The 20,501-nt window shown below is 44.7% G+C and carries 25 protein-coding genes, 1 tRNA gene and 1 riboswitch; of the genes, 9 read left to right on the top strand and 17 right to left on the bottom strand.

Annotation, left to right across the window (positions count from 1 at the left end; all coding sequences use genetic code 11):
• Positions 1-72 precede the first annotated feature (72 nt).
• Positions 73-666: a DJ-1/PfpI family protein gene (locus A8C56_RS12890; protein ID WP_067756675.1), complete on the bottom strand. Its 594-nt coding sequence runs from the start codon at positions 664-666 to the stop codon at positions 73-75.
• A gap of 68 nt (positions 667-734) precedes the next feature.
• On the opposite strand from A8C56_RS12890, the gene A8C56_RS24490 reads away from it, so the two are divergent.
• Complete coding sequence (locus tag A8C56_RS24490; protein ID WP_157097971.1) at positions 735-887, top strand: hypothetical protein; 153 nt, start codon at positions 735-737, stop codon at positions 885-887.
• Between the two features lie 86 nt (positions 888-973).
• The gene (locus A8C56_RS12885; RefSeq protein ID WP_067756672.1) at positions 974-1,927 is read left to right on the top strand and encodes an aldo/keto reductase; all 954 of its coding nucleotides are present in this window, start codon (positions 974-976) and stop codon (positions 1,925-1,927) included.
• A gap of 68 nt (positions 1,928-1,995) precedes the next feature.
• On the opposite strand, the gene A8C56_RS12880 is transcribed toward A8C56_RS12885, so the two are convergent.
• Positions 1,996-3,162 carry a trans-sulfuration enzyme family protein gene (locus A8C56_RS12880; protein ID WP_067756669.1) on the bottom strand — a complete coding sequence of 389 codons (1,167 nt, stop codon included), beginning with the start codon at positions 3,160-3,162 and terminating at the stop codon, positions 1,996-1,998.
• A 143-nt stretch (positions 3,163-3,305) separates the two neighbouring features.
• Positions 3,306-3,416: riboswitch (SAM riboswitch) on the bottom strand.
• A 495-nt stretch (positions 3,417-3,911) separates the two neighbouring features.
• Here A8C56_RS12880 and A8C56_RS12870 point away from each other — a divergent pair.
• Positions 3,912-4,622: a tRNA1(Val) (adenine(37)-N6)-methyltransferase gene (locus tag A8C56_RS12870; protein ID WP_067756663.1), complete on the top strand. Its 711-nt coding sequence runs from the start codon at positions 3,912-3,914 to the stop codon at positions 4,620-4,622.
• On the opposite strand, the gene A8C56_RS12865 is transcribed toward A8C56_RS12870, so the two are convergent.
• The 7 genes from A8C56_RS12865 to A8C56_RS12835 all read right to left on the bottom strand — a co-directional run bounded on the left by A8C56_RS12865 (position 4,623) and on the right by A8C56_RS12835 (position 11,523).
• On the bottom strand, positions 4,623-5,903 hold the full coding sequence (locus A8C56_RS12865) for an HAD-IIIA family hydrolase (RefSeq protein ID WP_067756661.1): 1,281 nt from the start codon (positions 5,901-5,903) through the stop codon (positions 4,623-4,625).
• A 108-nt stretch (positions 5,904-6,011) separates the two neighbouring features.
• The gene (locus tag A8C56_RS12860) at positions 6,012-6,602 is read right to left on the bottom strand and encodes a D-sedoheptulose-7-phosphate isomerase (RefSeq protein ID WP_067756658.1); all 591 of its coding nucleotides are present in this window, start codon (positions 6,600-6,602) and stop codon (positions 6,012-6,014) included.
• Between the two features lie 3 nt (positions 6,603-6,605).
• Complete coding sequence (locus A8C56_RS12855; protein ID WP_067756655.1) at positions 6,606-7,628, bottom strand: GHMP family kinase ATP-binding protein; 1,023 nt, start codon at positions 7,626-7,628, stop codon at positions 6,606-6,608.
• Positions 7,612-8,778 (bottom strand): glycosyltransferase, encoded by a 1,167-nt coding sequence (locus tag A8C56_RS12850; RefSeq protein WP_067756652.1) that lies wholly within the window; start codon positions 8,776-8,778, stop codon positions 7,612-7,614. The genes A8C56_RS12855 and A8C56_RS12850 overlap by 17 nt, the downstream gene beginning before the upstream one ends.
• 38 nt (positions 8,779-8,816) lie before the next feature.
• On the bottom strand, positions 8,817-9,761 hold the full coding sequence (locus tag A8C56_RS12845; RefSeq protein WP_067756650.1) for a glycosyltransferase family 2 protein: 945 nt from the start codon (positions 9,759-9,761) through the stop codon (positions 8,817-8,819).
• Between the two features lie 2 nt (positions 9,762-9,763).
• A complete protein-coding gene (locus A8C56_RS12840) occupies positions 9,764-10,249 on the bottom strand; it encodes a DUF4199 domain-containing protein (RefSeq protein WP_067756647.1) in 486 nt (161 codons plus the stop codon).
• Between the two features lie 8 nt (positions 10,250-10,257).
• Positions 10,258-11,523 carry a dihydroorotase gene (locus A8C56_RS12835; protein WP_067756644.1) on the bottom strand — a complete coding sequence of 422 codons (1,266 nt, stop codon included), beginning with the start codon at positions 11,521-11,523 and terminating at the stop codon, positions 10,258-10,260.
• Positions 11,524-11,669: 146 nt separating this feature from the next.
• On the opposite strand from A8C56_RS12835, the gene A8C56_RS12830 reads away from it, so the two are divergent.
• A tRNA-Pro gene (locus tag A8C56_RS12830) sits at positions 11,670-11,743 on the top strand.
• A gap of 240 nt (positions 11,744-11,983) precedes the next feature.
• On the opposite strand, the gene A8C56_RS12825 is transcribed toward A8C56_RS12830, so the two are convergent.
• The 7 genes from A8C56_RS12825 to A8C56_RS12795 form a co-directional block, all read right to left on the bottom strand.
• A complete protein-coding gene (locus tag A8C56_RS12825) occupies positions 11,984-12,283 on the bottom strand; it encodes a helix-turn-helix domain-containing protein (RefSeq protein ID WP_157097970.1) in 300 nt (99 codons plus the stop codon).
• A gap of 53 nt (positions 12,284-12,336) precedes the next feature.
• Positions 12,337-12,702 (bottom strand): helix-turn-helix domain-containing protein, encoded by a 366-nt coding sequence (locus tag A8C56_RS12820; protein WP_067756637.1) that lies wholly within the window; start codon positions 12,700-12,702, stop codon positions 12,337-12,339.
• Positions 12,692-13,009 carry a type II toxin-antitoxin system HigB family toxin gene (locus A8C56_RS12815; protein ID WP_067756634.1) on the bottom strand — a complete coding sequence of 106 codons (318 nt, stop codon included), beginning with the start codon at positions 13,007-13,009 and terminating at the stop codon, positions 12,692-12,694. Before A8C56_RS12815 ends, A8C56_RS12820 begins: the two co-directional genes overlap by 11 nt.
• A 99-nt stretch (positions 13,010-13,108) precedes the next feature.
• Entirely contained in the window at positions 13,109-13,810 is a 702-nt protein-coding gene (locus A8C56_RS12810) for a tyrosine-type recombinase/integrase (RefSeq protein WP_067756632.1), read from the bottom strand.
• 283 nt (positions 13,811-14,093) lie between these two features.
• A complete protein-coding gene (locus A8C56_RS12805; RefSeq protein ID WP_067756630.1) occupies positions 14,094-14,384 on the bottom strand; it encodes a hypothetical protein in 291 nt (96 codons plus the stop codon).
• A 40-nt stretch (positions 14,385-14,424) separates the two neighbouring features.
• Positions 14,425-15,573 carry a hypothetical protein gene (locus A8C56_RS12800; RefSeq protein ID WP_067756627.1) on the bottom strand — a complete coding sequence of 383 codons (1,149 nt, stop codon included), beginning with the start codon at positions 15,571-15,573 and terminating at the stop codon, positions 14,425-14,427.
• 329 nt (positions 15,574-15,902) lie between these two features.
• Complete coding sequence (locus A8C56_RS12795) at positions 15,903-16,562, bottom strand: MarR family winged helix-turn-helix transcriptional regulator (RefSeq protein ID WP_067756624.1); 660 nt, start codon at positions 16,560-16,562, stop codon at positions 15,903-15,905.
• A gap of 117 nt (positions 16,563-16,679) precedes the next feature.
• Between A8C56_RS12795 and A8C56_RS12790 the strand changes: the two genes are divergently transcribed.
• The 5 genes from A8C56_RS12790 (at position 16,680) to A8C56_RS12770 (ending at position 19,043) form a co-directional block, all read left to right on the top strand.
• Positions 16,680-17,057, top strand: coding sequence for a DoxX family protein (locus tag A8C56_RS12790; RefSeq protein WP_067756621.1), 378 nt, complete (start codon positions 16,680-16,682; stop codon positions 17,055-17,057).
• A 7-nt stretch (positions 17,058-17,064) separates the two neighbouring features.
• Positions 17,065-17,544 carry a hypothetical protein gene (locus tag A8C56_RS12785; RefSeq protein WP_067756618.1) on the top strand — a complete coding sequence of 160 codons (480 nt, stop codon included), beginning with the start codon at positions 17,065-17,067 and terminating at the stop codon, positions 17,542-17,544.
• A 244-nt stretch (positions 17,545-17,788) separates the two neighbouring features.
• Complete coding sequence (locus A8C56_RS12780) at positions 17,789-18,247, top strand: NUDIX domain-containing protein (protein WP_067756615.1); 459 nt, start codon at positions 17,789-17,791, stop codon at positions 18,245-18,247.
• A gap of 57 nt (positions 18,248-18,304) precedes the next feature.
• On the top strand, positions 18,305-18,640 hold the full coding sequence (locus A8C56_RS12775) for a YnfA family protein (protein WP_067756612.1): 336 nt from the start codon (positions 18,305-18,307) through the stop codon (positions 18,638-18,640).
• Between the two features lie 76 nt (positions 18,641-18,716).
• Positions 18,717-19,043 (top strand): hypothetical protein, encoded by a 327-nt coding sequence (locus A8C56_RS12770; RefSeq protein ID WP_067756609.1) that lies wholly within the window; start codon positions 18,717-18,719, stop codon positions 19,041-19,043.
• 68 nt (positions 19,044-19,111) lie between these two features.
• On the opposite strand, the gene A8C56_RS12765 is transcribed toward A8C56_RS12770, so the two are convergent.
• Positions 19,112-20,458 carry an alpha-L-fucosidase gene (locus A8C56_RS12765; protein WP_067756606.1) on the bottom strand — a complete coding sequence of 449 codons (1,347 nt, stop codon included), beginning with the start codon at positions 20,456-20,458 and terminating at the stop codon, positions 19,112-19,114.
• Positions 20,459-20,501: the final 43 nt, after the last annotated feature.

The following is a 20,501-nucleotide window of genomic DNA, read 5'->3' as shown; positions in this document are numbered from 1 at the left end:
TCAATATACGGCTGGCTGCTATGCGCGTTAAAACGGCTCGTGATGCGTACGGATCTGCTGCAACCGTTTGTTTCAGTCTGCAAAGGGATCGTTTGTCCTATCGGGGTTCCAAAGGTATTCGATCTGTGCTGCTGCAGCTTCGGCGGCTGCTGTTCCGTGCCGATCTGCTATGAATCCCAGAGTCATATCAATACCGGCAGATACCCCGGAGGAAGTATAAAACCTGCCATCCTGCATCCATCTTGCTTTGCTGATCCAGTTTACTTTGTAGCTGCTGCTCCTTGCCCAATCAAATGCGCGTTTGTTTGAGGTTGCCCGCCGGTTATCGAGTAAACCCGATTTAGCCAGTAACGCGGCACCCGTACAAACGGTAAGTATAAACGTGGCATTGGTCCCTGTTGTTCTGATGGCATTGATCAGCGCTTCATCATTGATAGCTGTTCTTGTGCCTATACCACCCGGAATGAGCAGGATGTCTATAGGACGGGTACGTTCATTTACAGGCAATGTGTTCACTGAAACATTATGCCGGTTGGAAATAACGGCGCCTGCCAATGAGTAAAAGCTCAGATAGTAATGCTCCGGAAACCGGCCAAAGACCTCAACAGGGCCGTAGACGTCCAGTGTTTCAAAATCGTTAAATAATAAAATACCTACCTGTTCCATTTACCTGTTTTTTATGCTGGTGATAGGGATGATTCCTGTTTTATTTTTTAAACAATTGCTAATGTACGATGAAATTGCCGGTGAATGACGGGGACGATGCACCTGGTGGCTACCGGGTGAGTGACATGCCTGACAGACAGGCTGGCAGGGATGCCGGGTATTATTCCGCAGCCGGTACCATATGGCCGAACAAATATACTGCTGCATTGTTTTTAAACTAATGGTATACTGTCAAATGTTAAGAACTGTTTTTAACGAAGCCTATTTTTAAAAAATGCCAACCATTAAAAAATTATAAAAACTGAACATGGAACAAAGAACATTAGGCAAAACAGATTTACAGATCGCACCAATCGTTTTTGGAGGAAATGTTTTTGGATGGACCATCGATGAACAGCAATCTTTTGAGATCCTGGATCATTTTGTAGGCGCGGGGTTTAATATGATTGATACTGCGAACCAGTATGCTTACTGGGCACCGGGTAATAAAGGCGGAGAATCAGAAACGGTTATTGGTAACTGGCTGAAGAAAACCGGTAAAAGGGATGAAGTGCTGATCGCCACAAAGGTAGGAGGCGCCCTGGCGGGGCAACCCAAGCCTAATACGGCAAAAGCGTATATCCTGGAGCAGGTGGAACTGTCACTGCAACGTTTGCAGGTAGACGTGATCGACCTGTACCAGACCCATTTTGATGACGAATCAGTACCGGTTGAAGAAACACTGGAAGCCTATGACCAGCTGATCAAACAGGGTAAGGTGCGCTGGATCGGCGCTTCCAATTTGTCGCCCCGGCGTTTGGAGGATTCGTTGAACCTAAGTGCTGAAAAAGGATTGCCGGCTTACCAGACCCTGCAGCCGGAATATAATCTGTATGCACGGGAGCAGTACGAAACAGCCTACGAGCCTGTTGCTGTAAAGCATCAGCTGGGTGTGATTACTTATTATTCGCTGGCCAGCGGATTCCTGACCGGGAAATACCGTACGGAAGCAGATATGGGAAAAAGTGTAAGAGGAGGGGGTGTTCAGAAAATGTTTGATGAAAGGGGGAAAAAGATCCTGGCGGCTTTGGATCATGTGTCCGGAGAGCTCCGCTCAACACCTGCGGCTGTAGCCCTGGCATGGCTGCTGAGCCGGCCATCTGTTACGGCGCCTATAGTGAGCGCTACCAGCCTGGAACAAATGAAAAGCTTTACAGATGCGGTGCAGCTGCAATTGCCGGAATCTTCCAGCCGGGAATTAGATGAAGCAAGCGCTTATTAAGGCAAAAAGAACCGTTCCTCCTGATGAACAAACCTGTGAGCTACGGGGAACGGTTCTCTTATTGTTCACTATACCAGTATGGCAAAATTCCTGGCCGTTTTTTTGATGGCGGTGCTCAGGTCTTCGATGAGATCGTCTGCATCTTCCAGCCCAACAGATAACCGGATGAGACTGTCTGAAACGCCCGATTGGCGGCGGATAGCAGCAGGAATGGATTTATGCGTCATTTCACAGGGCAGGCAAAGCAGGCTCTTTACACCTCCCAGGCTTTCTGCGAGTTTAAAATACCGGGTTGATTGCACCAGTTGCGTGGCAACTGCTGTTTCATCAATCCGGAGATCAAAGCTGACAACGCCTCCAAAATATTTTTGTTGCTGCCGGGCTATTGCATGGTTGGGATGTGTGGCCAGTCCCGGGTAGTACACATTATTGACAAAGCCCTGCGTGGTCAGAAAGTCGGCAATTGCCTGCGAGTTGCGGGAATGCTGCGCCACCCGCAGCGGGAGTGTTTCAATGCCCCGGATGGTGAGCCAGCTGTCAAAGGGCCCTAATATGGCACCGCTTGCATTCTGGATAAATTTTATTTTTTCTCCAAGCTCTTTTGTACGGGTTACTACCAGCCCTGCAATCACATCGCTGTGCCCTGCCAGGTATTTGGTAGCGCTGTGCACTACAAGGTCTGCTCCCAGTTCTATGGGTTTCTGCGCAGCAGGGGAAGCAAAGGTATTGTCTACGCAAACCAGGCAGCTGGCAGCTTTTGCCGTTTTTGCAATGGCCCGGATGTCTGATATCTTTAAAGTAGGATTGGTGGGCGTTTCAATCCAGATGAGCTTTGTTTTCGGAGTAATCGCTGCTGCTACATTCGTTGCATCTGTTGTGTCTGCATAATGTACAGTAATGCCCAGCTTCCGGTAAATATGTGTGAACAGCCGGAACGCGCCGCCATAAATATCGTTAACAGCTACGATCTCATCGCCGGCGCTCAGCAGTTTTATTACCGCGTCTATTGCAGCCAGCCCGCTGGCAAAGGCAAAACCGTTGCTGCCGCCTTCCAGTTCCGCAATAAGCTGCTCCAGGGCAGCCCTTGTAGGATTGTTGGTGCGGGAATAGTCATAACCTTTGTTAATGCCCGGTGCTTCCTGAACATAAGTGGATGTCTGGTAAATAGGGGTAGAGATGGCCCCGGTTAATGCGTCTGCGGGAATACTGTGCAGGATCTTTGTTTGCTCTTTCATTTTTTACTTTTTAACGATGAATAATTTTCCTGAAGATTCGTCCAGAGCAAACGATGGTGACCAGCCGGGAGCCAAAAAAATGCGCTCCTGACAAGCCAGAAGCGCATTCAAATTATTTTATCATAAATGGATGCTGTACTACTAACTTATCTTTCCATTCGCCACAGGTGAATGGTTGAAGGTGGCACCTTCCCGCTAAGCGGAGGTTGCCAAGACGTCATCGGGTCAAGTCCCTCGGTCTTTCTGGATAAGAATCTTTTCAAGAACTCTTGCAAATTTATAGACTATTGTCTGAAAGCGCCAAATTTTTTATATGAAAATTTAAAGGGTCAGTAAGTCATTGTGAATGCTTTTGCTGTTAATGATTGGGTTCCCGTTTATTGCAAAACAAATGTATTCCCCTGGCATCATCATAAAAATTCCGGCTGAAGCTCAGTACCGTACTGGTTTTCAGGATGCACAGGCCGGAATCCCCGGGGGGCATTTATTAACCATTAAAAGATCGCCCCTAAAGGGGCTTAACATAAATTTTATAACATGCTGCTACTGGTATTGTGCCCTGGTGGGGCCGGATATCCTTATTTCAGCCTCCCGAAAAGCAGTTTGTTTTTGAAGAAGGAGTGGTAAAACAGGGGCTGTTTACTTTTTTGTGTTCCCTGTCAGCATGGTTACAAAAAAAAATATTTTGCTCACCCTGCTGACCGGCTTTTCTTCTTATGCAGGAAATGAACTTTTCTGCATCTTTGCTTATGCCAAATTCTTATTTTCAGTTTAAGCAATTTGTTGTGCACCAGGAAGGCTGCTCCATGAAGGTAACAACAGATGCCTGCCTGTTCGGAGCCTGGACTGCCCGTCAGCTGACCGGCAAGTATGAGCGGATCCTTGATATTGGCACGGGCACAGGCCTGTTGAGCCTGATGATGGCCCAAAGCAATACCGCACCTATAGACGCTATTGAGATACAGAAAACCGATTTTACCCGGGCACTTGCCAATGTAAAAGCAAGCCCGTGGAGCCAGCAGATAAAAGTGCTTTACGGCGATGTGCTGGAGTACGGTTTTGATACGCGCTATGATGTTATTGTCAGCAATCCGCCATTTTATGAGGCTGACCTGAAGGGAACAAGTGCCGGCAGGAATATTGCGCATCATGATGAAGGGCTATCCCTGCATGATCTGGCAGGGGCACTGAAAAAACAGTTACAATTCGGTGGCTTGTTTTTCTTATTGTTCCCTGCAAAAAGAGAAGCGGAGCTGGCAGACGAACTGGGCCAATGCGGTCTTTTTATAAACAGGATCTGCTTTGTACAGCAAACGGCCGCTCATTCTCCTTTCAGGATCATGGTAAAAGGTTCTTTCACGAAGGTACCGGCAGTAAAACAAAGGATACTCATACGCAGCGGGAAGGAATATTCACCGGAATTTACAGCGCTTTTAAAACCTTATTATCTGCATATGTGATCAGGGCAGGCGGTCTGCCAGGGATTTAAGATCCGGAAGCTGCAGGTCAATAAAGGCATGCGGTAATGTTTCCGGTTCATTGGTGGTGGTAAGGTAGATGGTGCGCATCCCCGCGTTCTTCCCAAGTTTCATATCAGACAGGTTATTACCTACCATTATCGATTTTGAAAGATCAATATCGCTGAAGTCTTCAGTTGCCTGTAAGGCCATGCCGGGATTGGGTTTGCGGAAAAAATCCTTTGGATCAACTGCAGTGGCATAATAGATGGCAGGAATATGCCCGCCGGAATCTTTTATAGCTCCGCTCAGCAGCTCATGAATGCCATACAATGCCTGTTCATCCATCAGCCCGCGGCCGATTCCCCGCTGATTGGTAATAATAATGACGTGCTTGAAATAATGGGTGAATTTTCCAATGGCTTCGGGCACGCCTTTGTAGAATTCAAATTCTCCTTTATGCAATACATAGTTGCCCGGGCGTTCTTCATTGATCACCCCGTCCCGGTCCAGGAACAGGGTCCAGTCTTTTGTGATCCCGGACAGCTCAAAGGGTTTCGGTTGAAAGTCTTTCCCGGCCTTGGTGTAATCTGCGGGAATGCCGATGTCTATAAAATAGCCTTCTTCAACTGAGCCGCAGAATTTTCCTTCGCTAACGTACTGTTCCAGATAATCCTTCTCAAAGGAGAATTTTGATGGGAACTGTTTTGCAAAGAGCTGCGGTTTACTTACGAGGTAAACACCGGCATTGATCAGGCCCTTTTCATAATACTGTTTTTCTTTAAAACTGGTAATGTGGCCGGAGGCATCCAGCGTTACCACGCCATACCGGTCAAAATCCTGCATTGGCTTCAGCGCCAGTGTACATGCGGCTTTTGCTGTTGTATGCAGTTGGTGCATTTTCTCCGCATCAAAAGCAAAAAAGCTATCTCCGTTCATCACAAAAATATGCTCCCCATCGGCTTTTGTTAATGCCAGGTGAATGGCGCCTCCTGTTCCCAGCGGTTCCTCTTCCACACAGCATTGATATTGCAAAGCTGAAAACTCTTTTTGCAGATAGGCCTCTATGACCTCATGCCGGTAACCGAGGCTGAAAATGAAGCGTTGTATGCCCTGCCTGCGCAGGTAATTGATCACATAATAGAGAAAAGGCTGCCCGGCAACGGGCGCCATGCATTTGGGCAGGTCCGGCACAGCTTCTCTTAAGCGGGTGCCCAGCCCTCCTGCAAGAATAATTGCTTCCTGTGCATTTTTCCAGTTCCCTTCCAGGCGTTTCTGAAGCATCTGAATTTGTTAATAGTTCATGGTTTATGGCTGATAACTGATAACTGACTACTGGTCGATAGTTCATTGTCCATAGTCGATGGTTTGTGCCGATACATTCAATAACAGTTAACCAGTGACCGCTTCGTTAAAATATCTTTCTTCCACGAGTTGGCAAATACTATGACCCAGTAACATATGGCATTCCTGTATGCGGGGCGTATCTGATGAGGGTACATTAATAAGATAATCACTGGTGGTTTTCAGAATGCCGCCGGTGGTACCAGTAAAACCAATAGTGATGAGCCCTTTGGTCTTGGCCTGCTCAAAGGCTTTAACAATATTGGCTGAATTACCGGAAGTGCTCAGGCCAATCAATATATCACCCTTTTTGCCAATGCCATCAATGATGCGGGAATAGATGAGCTCAAAACTGTAATCGTTGGCTACCGCAGTAAGATAGGAGGTATTGCAGTGCAATGCTTCTGCCGGCAGGGCTTTGCGGTCCTTATAAAAGCGGCCGCTGAACTCTGCAGCCAGGTGCTGCGCATCAGCTGCGCTGCCGCCATTGCCACAAAAGTACACACTGTTTCCATTCTTAAAAGCGTCAACAATAAGGTTAACCACCTGCTCTACTGTTTGTAAAAGCGCTTCGTTATCCAGTACCTGTTTTTTTACATCAATGGATGCCTGTACCAGGGATTTTATCTGATCATTCATAGTTTATACTGTCCAGGTTTTTAATCCGTGTTTTACAAATTGATAGGTGCGGGAGGTGCCGCCAAATTGCAGGAGGCGCTCCCTTACCCTGTATTTGGTATTGCCGGGGCAATAAAAGATCATAAAGCCACCGCCGCCTGCACCGCTGATCTTTCCGCCGGAAGCCCCGTTTTTTTTTGCGGTTTCATAGATAGTATCAATTAATTCATTATTGATACCGGCTGCCATGCGCCGTTTCTGCTCAAAGCCGATATCCAGGATCTTCCCGATCTCATCCAGCTGGCCTTTGAGCAATGCCTCTTTCATCATCTGGGCCTGCTGCTTTAGCTGGTGCATGGCTTCAATAGACTGGCCTTTTTTCTGGGTAACATTTTTACTTTGCTCCATAATGATCTTGGCCGACTCCCTGCTGGTGGAGGTGTAATAAAGTAACAAATTATTTTCCAGTTCATCCAGGTATCGCTGCCGGATGCGCAGCGGATTTACAATAACTTTATCATGTGCATAAAACTCCATGTAATTAACACCGCCAAAGGTAGCCGCATACTGGTCCTGGCGCCCCCCGGCCAGCTGCAGGTCGTTCCGTTCTATTTCATAGGCATAGTGCGCAATGTCATATTCTCCCAACGGTAATTGCAGCAGTTCTACAAAAGCCCCAACAATGGCTACCACAAGGGTAGAAGAAGTACCAAGACCGGAGCCTGCCGGCGCATCTACATAAGTGGTTAGCTTAAATCCTTCGTTTTGAAAAGGATAGTCCTTTTGTATCCTGTTATAAACACCTTTCAGCAGATCCAGCCGGCCGTTTAACGGTAAGGATTGCGTCCATTCATATTGTTCCGACTCATTCCGGTCCATTGCTTCCAGTGAGATTTTTCCATCATCGGTGGTTTCAATGGTAGCGCTGGCGTTCAGTGAAATGGTCGCATTTAAAATGGCACCACCAAATTCATCGCAATAGGGGCTTACGTCAGTGCCTCCGCCGGCTAACCCAATCCTTAAAGGCGCTTTACTTCTGTGTATCATCTTTTATTGTTTTTCGGGCAAGGTCCATGATTGCATTTACCAGGTTGCCCCAACTGTATTTTTCCTTTCCGGCACGAAGATGTGGAATAAAATGGTTTTCTCCTAATTTGAAAAATTCAGCAACCGCGCTGGCTATTGCCGCTGCGTCCGGCGCAGCTATAAGGCCGCTTTTGCCGTGAGGCACCAGCGAGGGCAATCCCCCGACATTGGTAACAACCATAGGCTTTTCAAAATAATAAGCCAGCGGGGTAACACCGCTTTGTGTGGCATTGCGGTAAGGCTGTACCAGCAGGTTGGCGGCACATAAATAATAGCGCACTTCGCTGTCCGGGATGAAATTCGTTCTTAAAATGACCATCTCCCGGATGCCCAGTTCATCAATCAGGTTTTGATATGCCGTTTCGTCTTCATAAAATTCACCGGCAACCAGTAATTTAAGATTGCCCTGATAGCTATCGGGATCGGGATGAGATCTTAGATCTGAGACCGCTCTTAACAACAGATCCAGCCCTTTATATTTCCTGATAAATCCAAAGAACAGGATAATGGGATCATCCGGAGGCAGCCCCAGGTGCGCTCTTGCGTCTTTCATGGAAACGGGTGGCCCGAAATTGTCATATAAAGGGTGCGGCACCAGTTGCGCAGGCTTACCGGTAAGCGTTCTGAGGTCTGTCATTACTTTTTCGCTCATGGTGATGAACCCGTCGCAGGCTTTTATAAAATACCGGGTAAATGGTTTGTCGCCCGGGCGCTTCTCATGCGGGGTGATGTTATCTGCAATGCAAATGATCCGGGTCTTTTTGTTTTTACGGATACGGCGTAGAATGGTGCCCAGCGCAGGCCCCATAAAAGGCAGCCAGTAGCGGACCACCACAATATCCGGAGATTCCTTGGCGATTGCGTTGCCCGTTTTTATCCAGTTGAGCGGGTTAATGGAATTGATCCTTGTATGTATGGTAATGCCTTCCGGCGCCGGTTCCTCCGTAAATTGCGATTTACCGGGAAACAGGAAAGCCGGGTATTGCAATGCAAATGACCAGATGGCGCATTCATGCCCCGTTTCCTGAAAAGCTTTTGCAAGCCGGTGATCAAACGTGGCAAGGCCCCCGCGTAAGGGATGCGCCGGTCCTATGATAATAACTTTTGCCATGCTATTGCCGCAAAGATAAGAGGGTTCAATGCTCAGCGTTAGTTTATGCCTCTTTTTTCTTCTATCAGATAAGCATTGCGGCCCGGGGCGTTACGGGAAATCAGCTCGGCTATGAATCCTGAAAGGAATAACTGCATACCTATGATAAGGGCGGCCAGGGCGATATAAAAACCGGGACGATTGGTAATGGAAAAATCAGCGTTGAATATCTTTGACAGCACAAGATAGAGCGATGCCAAACAACCGATCAGGAAGAAGACGATGCCCCAAACACCAAAAAAATGCATCGGGCGTTTGGAGAACTTGCCCACAAAAGTGATGGAAAGCAGATCCAGGAACCCGTTGATAAAGCGGTCCCATCCAAATTTGCTGACCCCATATTTCCGCTTGCGGTGCTCTACTACTTTTTCGCCGATCTTTTTAAAACCGGCCCATTTGGCCAGGACAGGAATGTAACGGTGCATCTCCCCATACACTTCAATACTTTTGACAACCTTTTTATTGTAGGACTTCAGGCCGCAGTTCATATCGTGCAGCTTGATGCCGCTCATACGCCGCGTAGCCGCGTTGTAGATTTTGGAAGGAATATTCTTGGTCAGGGTATTGTCATACCGTTTCTTTTTCCATCCGCTTACCAGGTCGTATTTTTCCTCAATGATCATGCGGTACAATTCCGGGATCTCGTCGGGGCTATCCTGCAGATCCGCATCCATGGTAATGACCACGTCTCCCTGCGCAGCCCGGAAAGCTTCGTACAGCGCAGCTGATTTACCATAATTGCGCTGGAACTTGATGCCCTTGATGTGCTCATTTTTATCCCTGAGCGCGCAGATCACCTCCCAGGAATGATCCGTACTGCCGTCATCAACAAAGATGATCTCATAGGTATAATGGTTTTCCCGCATCACCCTTTCGATCCATTCGGTTAATTCAGGCAACGATTCTTCCTCGTTCAATAAAGGTATAGCTACAGAAATATCCATTTTTATTTTTTCCGGGACAAAGATAAGGTTCCTGCTGTGACGGTGGAAACAACCACGCCGATCAGCAGGTACTGGAAAATGGTTTGGGATACCATCAGCGGTATATAAAATTTGCGGGTAGTTTGCGCTTCCTGCTCTATTTCAGCAGGTGTGCGGTCTTTAGCTGTTTTCAGGCGCTCCTGTTTGGCTACCTCAATATCTTTTTCGATCCGGGCTTTATTAAACTGGAAAAAAATAAAGGTATAAACCGCCATAATAAGGGTAACGATAACAAAACAGCGGAACCCCTGGTTAAATAAACCTTTGAACATCCAACTGCCGCTTTGCGCTGCCGGGTAAATGGCCCAAACGATGCCGGCACCATATAATAAGAATACCAGGTACTGGAGGCCTGATGTATTGGGCACCTTCTGCCAGATGAGCAGCAGACCCAGCAGTACCATCAGCACGCCTGTAATAAACCCTTTCCTGGTTGCGTTGATCGTCATATGTTTGTCTAAAGTAAAAGATGAGACCGATTATTATGAATAATTCCTAAAGGCTTGCCAATTAATTGTTTGCCCATGAAAGCTGAATTTTTACTTTTGGATAATATGGCATCAGCATGCAGCTCCCATTTTTGTTCGGGTGCAAAAACCGTAAGAGAAGCGGGGGCGCCTTCTTTGATAGAAGGAACGGGCAGCCCGAGAATTTTCCGCGGGTTAATAGCCAGCAGTTCTACCCAGCGTTCCTGCGAAATTTCCGGCAGGGCGGTTCTTAAAACCGCATAGGCCGTCTGCAAGCCGATCATCCCGTATTTTGCATATTCAAACTCTACTGTTTTGTGATCCGTATCATAAGGAATATGGTGCGTGGCTATACAGTCGATGGTGCCATCAGCAATACCTTTTTGAAGCGCCTTCCGGTCGTTAATCGTACGTAAGGGCGGGTTCAGCTTCAGATGGGTATCGTAGGTAACCAGGTCTTCCTCGCTGAAAAACAAATGAGCCGGTGTTACAGAAACGGTTACATCGGTTTTTTTTTGCCGGGCCTCCTTTACCAGCTTCACAGATGCGGCAGTGGTGATGCCGGTAATATGCAGGCGGGAGTCTGCATATTGTGCCAGTTTTATATCGCGTGCTATTAACAATTCTTCAGCAATGGCAGGTTTGGCCTGCAGGCCTAAACGGGTGGCGGTTATACCCTCATTGACCAGTCCTTGGGGTTGTATGTCTTTATTATCCGGCACCTGTATCAATACCCCCTTAAATGGTTTAATGTATTGCAGTGCTTTTACCATAATATCTGACGACTGGATGGCATTGGTACCGTCTGTAAATGCCATGGCTCCTGAGTGGCGCATATCATAGATCTCCGCCAGTTCTTTACCCTCTGTATTTTTGGTAACGGCTCCCAAAGGATGAATGGTTACCGGAAGAGCGGCTGCTTTTGCCAGTATGTATTCTATAGCCGACTTCTGATCCAGCGCCGGCCGGGTATTGGGAACGATGCATACATCTGTAAACCCACCGGCTGCCGCCGCTTTGGCACCGGAGGAAAGCGTTTCCCGGTATTCATAACCCGGATCTGCAAAATCCGCAAAAAGATCCACCCAACCGGGGCTCACGTGCAGCGTTTTGCCATCTACGATCTTAGCTCCTTTATGGGAAATAGTTTTGCCGATGGATTGAATAATACCATTTACAATAAGAATGTCGGCGGTACGACCATTAAAAGAAGAGGTGGGGTCGATGATCCTGGATTGCTTAATGAGAATATTCATTAAGGGGCGAAGATAGGAAGAATTTGAAATTTTTTGACTGGTAAATTCTGTTGGTAAAATCTTAAAATGAACCATCAGGGTTTTAAAGAAGAATCTTATTCGCAATAAGAAGAAATTGTCCTATATTTGCCGTCCGATTTTCGGATCGGGACGTAGCGCAGCCCGGTAGCGCACTTGCATGGGGTGCAAGGGGTCGCTAGTTCGAATCTAGTCGTCCCGACAAAAAGCCTTCCAATAGCAATATTGGGAGGCTTTTTTATTATTTGGAGTGGCCGGGAATAAGGGAGTTTAAAAGATCGTCCAATTCTATTTCTTTTTACAAGCTCCCATAGCCTTTGAAGCCATGAAAGCTGCCTCCTTCAAGTATTGCCCGAGGAAGTTGTTTGAACGCGCCCTCTCTTATAACCTCCTCCTTTAATTCGTTTGACATACCCGTTTCTTTTAATCTCACGCCTACCATTTACGAAGCCGGTAAAAATATTTCAGCCGGTAACTTAAAATAGTCTTTTAGCCTTCCTGCTATTTTCAGCGTTATTTTACGGCGCTCTGAAAGGATGGAGGATACATAACCTTTGCTACCGATAATAGGTTCAAGGTCTTTATTCCTCAGTCCTTTTTCCTTCATTTTCTCTTTGATCACTTCCAATATGTCTACCGCGGGCAGGGAGTAATGTCTTTCGTCATAGTCTTTTATCAAAAGAATCAAAACGCCCAGCTCATCATATTCGGGGCTGTTTGGCTCCGCATGGAAAATTTCCATTAAACGTTTATTAGCCTTATTATAATCATTTTCGCTATTTAATACTTTCCAGTTCATACCTTCTCCAGCAACAGGTTTCCGTCAATATTTAGTTTTTCATGCACGGCCTTCAGGAACGGAACATCCGGTTTGCGCTTGCCGTTGAGTATCTGCGACAACTTGGATGTGCCAATGTTTAGCATCTTGGACAACTTCACCTGGGGAATGTCCAGTTCCTCTATTTTCTCTTGAACCACAGATACAACGGTTACAGGCAGAGGCATTATTTTCAATACATGATCCTCGTAATATTCAGCCGCCTTTGCCATTTGCTCTAACCGTTCTTTTTCAGCAGCTGTCAGTTTTTTTTCACCTTTATTCATGAGCTTGTAAACCTTGTGCAGGGTTTCCTTGTATTCTTTGTTGCTTTTAATCTTCATATTCTATATTTTTTGCGCCAACTAATTTGTTAATCTTATCGTATTCAGCATGTGTGCCGAACCATAATATAAACATTGTTCTTGTGCTGAATAATACCAAAGCGATCAGCCTGAAATCATTGCCTTTGATATTAAACACAATCCTGTTATTGCCCACATAATCCGCACTCTTAAAGGTATTCCGTACATCTGGGAAATGACCCCAGTCCGCAGCCTTTGCCGTCGCATACCAGGTATTCAACGGTTCAGCCGCAACAGTATGCCTGCGGGCGTATTTCTCAATGGTCGTTTTTGTAATTATTACCATTAAGGCAAATTTAATAAAATGAAATTGTTTAAAAAAATGAAATCATCAATCCCCGGCTTTCAATCTTGCAGCGTGGCTATTCCCGCAAGGCATCTGTACTTAACTCCAAATATTTGTAAGATTGTTCCCCATTTGCGCACCCTGGACATTTACATAGCGTTTAAAGCTCCGGTAATCTGTCCATCCACCCCAGGCCATAACCTCAGGAATCGTTTTACCTTCCCCAATTGACAGGGTAGCGAAAGTCTTCCGTCCGCTGTACATACTTATCAGCTCATGTTTCGGAAATACTGCTGCAATCCGTTCAGCTCCTTTGTACCGTATTATTTCAATGTTAGTATTCAGCTTCGTTTCTCTAAACAGATCATGCAGGGCGTTGTTACTCTTTTGATTACTGATAACAGGCAACGGCTTTGGCAGACCGGCATACTTCGCTAATATCCTCAGGCTGATATGGTTCAAAGGTATATCAACAAGCCTTTTTCTTTTAACGCTGCGCTGCCTTATGCTATCTTCCTCAATCTGATGCCATGCAAGCTGCGCAAGGTCGCTATATCGCAAACCGGTGGCGCAACTAAACAGAAACACATCCCGGATATTTTCAAGCCTCGTATTGCCCTTTAAATCGAAATTAATTAACTGTGTAAACTCCTTTCTTGTCAGGCTGATAACTTCCAGATCGCTATCCCTTTCAGGTGTAAATTTTTTATAATGCTGATTAACGGTAATTTCTTTAAAATCAGCATAGGTAATCAATGTCTTTGCTGTACTTAGCAGTTTAGCAGCTGTGATATTATTCATACCTGTTGTGGTCAGGTAGCTGTAAAATCCTGCCAGTCAGTCTCCCCCTACATCCACCAGCAAAGCGGACGGGGCATATTCATTTATCCTTATGGCTGTTGTATTATATTCTTTCGCAGTTCCGTTGCTGATGGTGCGCCCCTTTTTATTTACCAGTTCCCCCGCCTGGGCTTATGTTACTAACTGATTAGCCCACTGCGCAAAGGTTAATGAGGGTTTATTATGCCTTTCTGGGTAGCGTAGCTTGTCATATTCGGCCTTTACCATCCCTCTGGTATATTGTTTATTGTTTACCATCCAAGCGGTAACGGTCTTCAATGCGCCGTATTTCCTTTATAACGGCCATTATTGCATCGTTATCCCTTTTAGCATCCTCCCGGCTAGGTATCTCGTAAATCTTTAGGCCATATTTCTTTCTGCCTATGGAAGTAGCGAGAGCGGTTATTTCGCCGTTGTCATACTGTTCAGGGAACACAATAGCCCCCGTGGTAAAGTATTCCCGTTTGCCACTCACCAAATAAATAATATGCACGGGGAATGCGCCGCTTTTATTGCCTTGTCGGTGCGGTGCCATAGCCTTATAGTACCTTTCTTTTGCATACGCCTAAATTGTGCTACAAAATTATTGTGTAGCATAACAGGTAGCAAATATTGGAAAAATAGAACCACCCGCCAAGTCTTGATATGGCACTTGCCAGATCGTTTCGTCCGATAGCCTTGAGAATACTTCCCGTAGGCATAAAACGGTAATAGTCGATTATAGGTTTTAGTTGTTCAGTTACATTTTCCTCTGTCCAATTGTGATGCCTGCTTATTGATACACCCAACGCTTCTCTAAAATAATTAAGATTTCCAAATCTATAAATAGCTCCAATTAATCCATGACTTCCAAATTCTGTAATATTATTTTTAGTAAACTCAATTCCCTCTTTATATAGTCGCCTTAAGACTTGCAAGACCTTTTTCTCATTCCACCTTTCGCCATGCAAAAGTAGCCCCAACTTCAGTTGCTTATTTAGTGCTTTAAACCCGCCATGTGCCCTTACTGCGTTCATTAAAGAATGGTTTTTTTGAGTTTGTATAGCACTACATATAGAAGTATTTTCGATAAGTGATTTATTAGCATTGCAAAAATTCTTGAGTTCTCTAATAGTCCGCCGCTTTGACCAATACTTTGGCTCTTTTCGGGAAACGGTTATATTTAGTTTACTTCTTATGTTTTTGAAGGTTTTAAAATATTTACGGATGGCTTGTACAAGCGGTCCATAACCTTTCCTATTCAGTTCAGTGTGGGTTGGAGCCTTCTTCCATTTCTCGTAGAGTACCTGATATTCATTAAGTATTTTTTGTTTCGTCCATTTATTTCTCTTTTTGGCGAGACCCATTTTTATCTTAATATCTCCAAGGGAACTGAGTCGTTTGGCGATTGTCACAAGGTCTGTTCTTTCAATAGCTTTCAATCCCATTAAACTAATAGTATATCCCTTGGCATGTAATTCCCAAAGGGCTTTTATCAGCCTTTGTTCTGTCCAACCAATATGTTGAATCTTTAATTGCAGTTTGTACGCTTTGTTAAAATGTTTAATGCCTCCTAAATGACGAATAGCTTGCCATAGGTCTACCTGATCTCTTTTATAGAAGGCAAATGCTGTAACAACATGATGTCTGAAATAATCTTTATGATCAGAAATAAATTTTTGTAACGCTCTAAGAGCTTTGTAGGGCGTGTTGTATAATGGAGATAAATTGTTTATTTCGGACATATTGCTATAATGTCGATCTCAAAATGAATTGTTTAACTTTTTGCAGTAATCAATAATGATTTGATTGATTTGAAATATAGTTTATTCTCATATCAATGTGTCGATTATTTGGGAAATCCTGGAATCAAAGCATTCGGAAAATCATAATTTGATTGGCTTTAAGAGCAAACAATCGGTTCAAAAGGCGCTACTTAAAAACGATTGATAATCAATGACTAACCATTCATCAAAGCGGCCGACCTCCTTAAATCATGCAGAAATATGCTTAATATTTTTACAGGCAGGACTACCTGATAAAAAGAGGCGAATTTTATGCCTCTTTGTTCCTTTTATATTTTGTCCATTTTACCTTCTTTTGGAGCTGTCATCACTTCTTTATAAATATCCTCAAAGGCTTTTCCTTTTTGCTTTTGCCATAAGGCAGAGAATTTAATTTCGATATTTTTCAATAACTGAATACATAATTCTTTATCGTCAGCCGGTAAATCATTCATCAGCATCACCGCGTTTTTTTCAATCCTTTCTGTGCATACAGTAATTACTTTTTCACCTTTGGCAGTGAGTTCAATTCTTTTGGAGCGCTTATCCTCGCTATCAGCATATTCTTTTATCAACCCCCGTTTTTTCAAACGATTCAGCATATCAGTCCCGCTGGACAACTCAAACAGATTGGCATAAATGACCTCTGTTTTTTTGGGGCTCTTTTCTTTTTTGATCGTTTGTAAGATCCCAAATTCTTCAATCTGGTGTAAACCGGTTCCTTTGAGGGCGATGTTGGCATAGGCCATGTTCAGCTTGCTTATCCTGCCGATTATCTTCAGCAACAATCCATCAATTAACGCGGGCACTACACCGCCTACCAATGCACCTTTAACGGGTTTTTCTTTATGGTGTGCCAGGTAGTACCTGCAAAACTCATCAATGTCGCCCCCGGGATGCTTTTGCTCAAATTCACCCCATTGGTTTACCAATTTAACCGTCTTATTCATATAAATTATTTCGTTTACGTAACAAAAATAAAAAAAATAATACGAAATAGTGTATTTTATTTCTAAAACGTAATATATTTGATGAAATTAATTTCGATAACGTATTAAATATAAAAAATGAAACAGCAGCATAAAATCCTGTACCGGATCGCAAAAGGCTTTATCAGCTTCTTTATCCTCTTAAGTGCCTGCCTGACCTACTCTCAGCCCGAAGGCATAAGAAAATTAGGCTTCCCCGATTATTTCAGGATAGAACTGGTAATTGCCAAAGTGATCGGTGCCATAGTGCTTTTGCTTCCCTTTACAACCGTCAGGGTAAAAGAGTGGGTATATGCGGGCTTTATTATTTCGATGGTTTCGGGGCTGATCGCACACATATGCAGCGGAGACCCGCTTTCAAAGATCATTTTTGTATCGGTTGATTTACTGCTTGTGCTTATCAGTATAAGCTATGTGTCGGGAAAAGATTTATCTGAACATAAATTGTCTAAATAATACAGCTATGAATATGACATTGTATCATATCGCTTTGGTAATCCATATTATTGGCATCACCATCATGGCAGGCACTGCCTTTATTGATCTTATAACTTTCCGTGCTTTATGCAGTGCCCGTACAACTGATGCCGTAAAAACAGTTGTATTGGAAGATTATTTGTATAAACTGCAACGCTTTTTGGGAATGGGGATGCTGCTTATCCTGGCTTCCGGTGTGACAATGATGATAAAATTGCACCAGGTATGGGGTGCACAGCTTTGGTTCAGGATAAAGATGGCCGTTTTGTTGCTTATTATTATTAACGGATTCGTACTGCGCAGGAGAGCAGGTGCTGCATTGAAAAAAATAATAGAAAAGGATACTCCTGTTAAAATAAATGATAAACGATGGAACAGCGTTAAATGGAGCTTTACTGCGGTACAGGTTGTTCAACTGGTGCTGTTTATCATTATTTATGTACTTAGCGTTTTTAAATTCAATTGAGGTACGCTGATACCAAAGATGAAATAGGTGAATGTTATGTACCTCAAAAAAGTTATATATAGCAAAGAAGTGCTTAAAGCGTTGCATGCTCCCTATGACCGTGGTGATGTGATCCTCAGAAGTTAAGCGTACCTTTATCTTTTATGGGCCCTGTCTTTATTTGCAACAGCGGTTAAAGATTGCAGGAGACGGGCCGGTGATTAGGTGACGCCTTGAATGTTGTGCCTTAAAATTTATACTATTTATGAAAGCAAGCGCAGGTATTCTTTTATATAGGAAGCAGTCGACCGGTATCCATTTTTTCCTGGTGCACCCCGGCGGACCTTTCTGGAAAAATAAGGATGCCGGTGCCTGGTCGATACCCAAAGGAGAGCTAGCTGCAGATGAAGATCCGCTGGAACGCGCCAAACTGGAATTTGAAGAGGAGACCGGGCATCCTGTAACTGGCCGGTTTGTGCCCTTAACTCCTGTAAAGCAAAAAGCGGGAAAGCTGGTATTTGCATGGGCTGTAGAAGGGGATATAGACACAACCGCCTTAAGCAGTAACACGTTTAACCTTCAGTGGCCGCCGGGTTCCGGCAAGATCATTCAGGCGCCGGAAGTAGACCGGTGGGAGTGGTTTGGGTATGAAGAGGCAAAACGCCGGATCAATCCCGCCCAGGTATCGTTTATTGAACAGGCCGCAATCCTGATCATTGTATGATCATAGATGATATGCCATTGTCTATATTTGTAAAAGCGTGTGCTTAAAAATGGCCCAATGGCAATACTGAAATCCTTTTTCATCTTTCTGCTTGCCGGTCTCTGTGAAATTGGGGGCGGTTATCTTATCTGGCTATGGCTTAAAGAGGATAAACCGCTCTGGTACGGTATATCAGGAGCTGTGATCCTGGCCTTTTACGGAATTGTGGCAACCTGGCAAACCGCTGCTTTTGGCAGGGTGTATGCCACTTATGGCGGCCTGTTTATTGCGCTTTCTTTGATATGGGCCTGGAAGGTAGATGGATTCAAGCCGGACCGTTATGATATAATCGGAGCATTGGTTGCCCTGTTAGGAGTGTGTATCATTTTATATGCACCAAGAACAACAAGTTGAAGCCGGGAAGCAAGGGTTAAAGTATCATTTTTTGAAATATTCCTGTATTTATTCAGAACTTTTCTAAAGCAACATTATGAACAGTAATGACCAAACCGCCCGGGAAAAGAAAATTTCCTGTAAACTTACTGATGCTGAAATGCGCAAACGGAAAGCTACCGTTATAGCCAGCTTAAAAAAACAGGTGATTGAAAGAAAGGAATTAGAGAATGGATTTTATTATCAGTTCCCGGGAACAGACCGCATCATTGATGAACTTGCCGCTTTTATAAAAACCGAGCGGCTTTGCTGCGATTTTTTTGATTTTGATCTTTCGGTGAAGGGCGATGCTTCCCGGGCCCTGTTACGTATTACAGGTCCGCAGGGAACAAAATCGTTTATTACAACAGAGCTGGATTTATAATACTATTTTTGATCCCGCCTTATTATAATAGGAGCTCCGGCTAAGAAAAGGTTGTTTGTATCGTCACCCTACCTCAAAAACAATTCTATTACCGGTACTTCATAAGGTGGCGGCTGCGCGGGCAGTTGCAGCACTATATTACTGTCTTCTTTTTTATATAATAATTCGGAGGCATCGTTCAGGAACTGTGCGTAGCTGATCTTGTCTGCATAACCCGGTAGCACCAGTTTTCCATCGATGGGATAGGTGAACAGATGCAGGTACAAATGCTTCTTTACGGGATCGTATGTTTGTTTAATATCAGGATTACCGGGTAATTTATATTCGTCAGGTGCAAATGTGCAGTTATAAATTGAGGGATTATTTGCATGCATCCAGTATGAAAGACTGTCCAGCGCATGCAGGGCGCGATAATCAAATTCGCCGCGGGCAGTAGGGCCCACATTCAGAATCAAATTGCCTCCGTTAGCAACAGAAGTAACCAGCAGGTCCAGCAGCTGCCGGTGCGTTTTCCAGGTATGCTCGTCCCGGTAATACCCCCAGCTGCCGGAAAAGGTCTGGCAGGTTTCCCAGTATTTTCCTTTATATTTTAAAAGCTCGGAAGGCTTTACCTGCTCTGGTGTTTCAAAGTCATAGCCATCAGTATAGTCATTCAGATCGGCGCGGTTGTCAATAATGATTCCCGGCTGTAGCTGCTTTACCATCTTTAAGAGCTCTATTGATCCCCAATCCTCACGCCCTTTGCCGTTTTTGCCGGGATAAGAAAAATCGAGCCAGAGGATATCGATCTTCCCGTAATTGGTCATTAATTCTTTTACCTGGTTATACAGGTATTGCCGGTAACGCTCCCAGTTCTTTCCTTTATTCAGCTTTGCATAATCAGCTCCTGTAGCATTTTCTCCAAGCCGCTGGGGATGCACACGGTCTATCGTAAAATCAGGATGGTGCCAGTCGATCAAAGAATAATAAAACCCGATCCGGATCCCCTCTGCGCGGAATGCCTCTACAAATTCCTTTACCAGGTCGCGTTTTGCCTGGGTATTGGTCGCTTTGTAATCCGTGTATTTTGAATCGAACAAACAAAAGCCTTCATGATGCTTGGTGGTAAGTACGGCATACTTCATGCCTGCTGCTTTTGCTTCTTTCGCCCATTTTTTGGGATCAAATTCATCCGGGTTAAAATGGTCAAAATATTTCTGATACTGCTCACTGGTCATCCGCTCATGCTGCTTCACCCATTCATGCCTTGCTGCCAGGGAATAAAGCCCCCAGTGAATGAACATGCCAAAACGGGCATTCGTCCACCATTGCATCCGCTGTGCTTTTTGTTCGGGGGGGTCGTTAAAAATATGTTTGGTTTGAGCGGTTGCTGTAATTGCTGTCACCAGTGCTGCTGCCAGGAGAATTTTCTTCATAAATCGGTTTTCTTAAACAGAGAGGCTATCATAAATTTTAACA

The sequence above is a fragment of the Niabella ginsenosidivorans genome (assembly GCF_001654455.1).
GTDB classification, from domain to species: Bacteria; Bacteroidota; Bacteroidia; order Chitinophagales; family Chitinophagaceae; genus Niabella; species Niabella ginsenosidivorans.
This window is presented reverse-complemented; position numbering and strand designations above follow the sequence as displayed.